The sequence below is a fragment of the Kitasatospora sp. MY 5-36 genome (assembly GCF_001182915.1).
Taxonomy (GTDB): domain Bacteria; phylum Actinomycetota; class Actinomycetes; order Streptomycetales; family Streptomycetaceae; genus Kitasatospora.
On sequence record NZ_LFVW01001049.1, the window covers coordinates 1 to 2,226 of the forward strand.

Annotated in this window: 4 protein-coding genes and 1 pseudogene; 4 read left to right on the top strand and 1 reads right to left on the bottom strand. The window is 73.5% G+C overall.

Translation table 11 applies throughout. The features are described 5' to 3' along the window. From AE652_RS39935 to AE652_RS39950, 4 genes and pseudogenes are all read left to right on the top strand, one after another. Window positions 1-216: pseudogene (locus tag AE652_RS39935) on the top strand (DEAD/DEAH box helicase); the annotation flags it as partial. Between the two features lie 293 nt (window positions 217-509). Then, window positions 510-1,223: a ricin-type beta-trefoil lectin domain protein gene (locus AE652_RS49600; RefSeq protein WP_053112563.1), complete on the top strand. Its 714-nt coding sequence runs from the start codon at window positions 510-512 to the stop codon at window positions 1,221-1,223. A 121-nt stretch (window positions 1,224-1,344) separates the two neighbouring features. Continuing rightward, window positions 1,345-1,620, top strand: coding sequence for a hypothetical protein (locus tag AE652_RS43335; RefSeq protein ID WP_198959303.1), 276 nt, complete (start codon window positions 1,345-1,347; stop codon window positions 1,618-1,620). Window positions 1,621-1,629: 9 nt separating this feature from the next. Beyond that, complete coding sequence (locus AE652_RS39950) at window positions 1,630-1,941, top strand: hypothetical protein (RefSeq protein WP_049660589.1); 312 nt, start codon at window positions 1,630-1,632, stop codon at window positions 1,939-1,941. A 3-nt stretch (window positions 1,942-1,944) separates the two neighbouring features. On the opposite strand, the gene AE652_RS39955 is transcribed toward AE652_RS39950, so the two are convergent. Beyond that, a partial coding sequence (locus AE652_RS39955; RefSeq protein ID WP_049660591.1) for a CbiX/SirB N-terminal domain-containing protein occupies window positions 1,945-2,226 on the bottom strand: 282 nt, incomplete at its 5' end.

Genomic DNA, 2,226 nt, shown 5'->3' on the forward strand with positions numbered 1-2,226 from the left:
CGGCCCGGCAAGCGCTCCGCGCTGCCCGCCGACGTCGACATGAACGGCAACCCGCGCCGCCCCCGCCCCAAGCAGCGCATCGGCGGCGCCGCCCAGGGCGAGCGCCCGCAGGCGGCCGGCTTCATCGGCCGCTCCTCGGGCCGCGCCAAGCCCGGCAGCGGCACCAAGTCCGGCTCCAACTACGGCACCGGCCGCCAGCGCCGCAAGGCCGACTGACGGCCGTCCCGGCCACGCCGTACGGGCCCCGCACACCCCCTCGCAGCAGGGGGCGTGCGGGGCCTCCGGCTTTCCGGGGCCGGCGCCGTGCCGTGCCCCCGGCGAAAACTGCCGCCCGGACCGACCGCCCAGCTCAGCCCCGGCGCACCCGGCAGCTGCCGGTGCCCTGCCGGTTGACGGCCGACCGCGCACCCCCGAGTCTCTGACGCGGCCCACACATCCGACGCCCCGTCACCACGGAGGCGCGGATGGTGAGTCCACGTGATCCCCCCACTCGGAAGGACGACCGTCCCATGCGCCGAACCTCCGCCCTGCTGACCACCGCCCTGCTCGCCGGGGCCGCCGCCCTGGCCGCCCCGGCCACCTCCGCCCAGGCCGCGCCGGCCTGCGGCGCCTGGGCCTCCGCCTGGAACGCCGTCGGCAGCTGTACCGGCCTCGACCCGATGCAGACCTGGACCGTGACCGCCAACTGCCTCTACTGGAACTCCAACCACACCGTGCAGTTCTCCCGCCCCGCCATCGGCGGCATCGCGATCGGCGACGGCACCATGTCCGCGTCCTGCGGCATCGGCGACAGCGTCCAGTTCCCGCGCGTCGTCCTCGGCGCCGTCCCGCCGGCCGGCCCGACCGGCCAGATCTCCGGCTACGCGAGCAAGTGCGTCGACGTGAAGGGCGCCAACGTCGGCAACGGCACCGCCGTCCAGATCTACGACTGCAACGGCTCCGTCGCGCAGAAGTGGCGGATCGGCGTCGACGGCACGATCCGTGCCCTCGGCAAGTGCATGGACGTCTCCGGCGGCAACACCGGCAACGGCACCAAGGTCCAGATCTACGACTGCAACGGCAGCGGCGCCCAGCAGTGGCAGGCCCGCCCCGACGGCTCGCTCCTCAACCCGCAGTCCGGCCGCTGCCTGGACGACCTCGGCTTCTCCACCGACAACGGCAACCAGCTCGGCATCTGGGACTGCAACGGCGCCGCCAACCAGAAGTGGAACCTCCCGGCCTGACGCCCGAGCCGGCCAGGGCGTACGGCCCGTCCGTGCGCGCTGCCGGTGCTCCTGGCCGCCGTCACTCGCCCGAGTGACGGCGGCTTGAGTCGTGCATTGCGTTTGCAACACGCTGCTGCTCGTGCATAGTGAGATCTACTGGACCGAGCGGTCCGAGGAGCACATCGCCAGGCACGGAGTGGATCCGGAGGAGGTCGAGGATGTCGTGTTCTGCCGTCCGCACTGGTTCTCGGACGGCCGCCAGGGGACGACCCTGTGCCATGGCGTGACGCGGGCCGGGCGCTACCTGTTGGTGGTGTTGGCGGAGAGCGCGGTGGTGCCGTCAGCGTGGTACTGCGCCACCGCACGCGACATGACAGCTGCCGAGAGGCGCTTGTTCCTCAAGCGGACGAGTTGAAGGTGACGGATGACTGACAACGGTGCGGACCTCGAGGCGATCGCCGAGTACTACGAGACGCACGAGCTGACCGAGGACGAGATCATGAGCGCCGAGCCGGGCGAGCCGGTGGCGGCCGAGTCGGTGATGATCACCACCTCGCTGCGGCTGCCCAAGCCGGTGATGGACGAGGTCCGGCGCCGGGCGCGGGAGCGGGGGCTGAAGCCGACGGCGATCATGCGGGAGTGGATCGAGGCCGCCATCGCGGACGTGGACGAGCCGGTGCCGCTCAGTGTGATCACCGCGGCGGTGGCGGAGTACCAGCACCGTCGGGCGTCGTGAGGGTCAGGCGGTGAGGGCCGGGGTGGTGTCCGCGGTGTGGCGGGCCTGGTCGTAGCGGTGGAGGAGGAGGGCCGCGAGTTCGGGGGACGGGCCGAGGACGTCGGCCACGAGGTCCGCGTCCGCGTCCTCGGCGGCGGCCGCGATGCGGTCGGGGAGGAGGCCGGGGGCGAGCAGGTAGGGGGCGACGGCGGTGTGTACGGCGCCGGCGGTGCGCAGGGCGGCGAGGGCGTCGGGGACGCGGGGGCCGGCGGCGGAGGCGTAGGCGACCTCGACGGCGGCCCAGCC

Coding starts and splice junctions, on each gene's coding strand:
- AE652_RS49600 (WP_053112563.1), top strand. CDS start 510: ATGCGCCGAACCTCCGCCCTGCTGACCACCGCCCTGCTCGCCGGGGCC.
- AE652_RS39950 (WP_049660589.1), top strand. CDS start 1,630: ATGACTGACAACGGTGCGGACCTCGAGGCGATCGCCGAGTACTACGAG.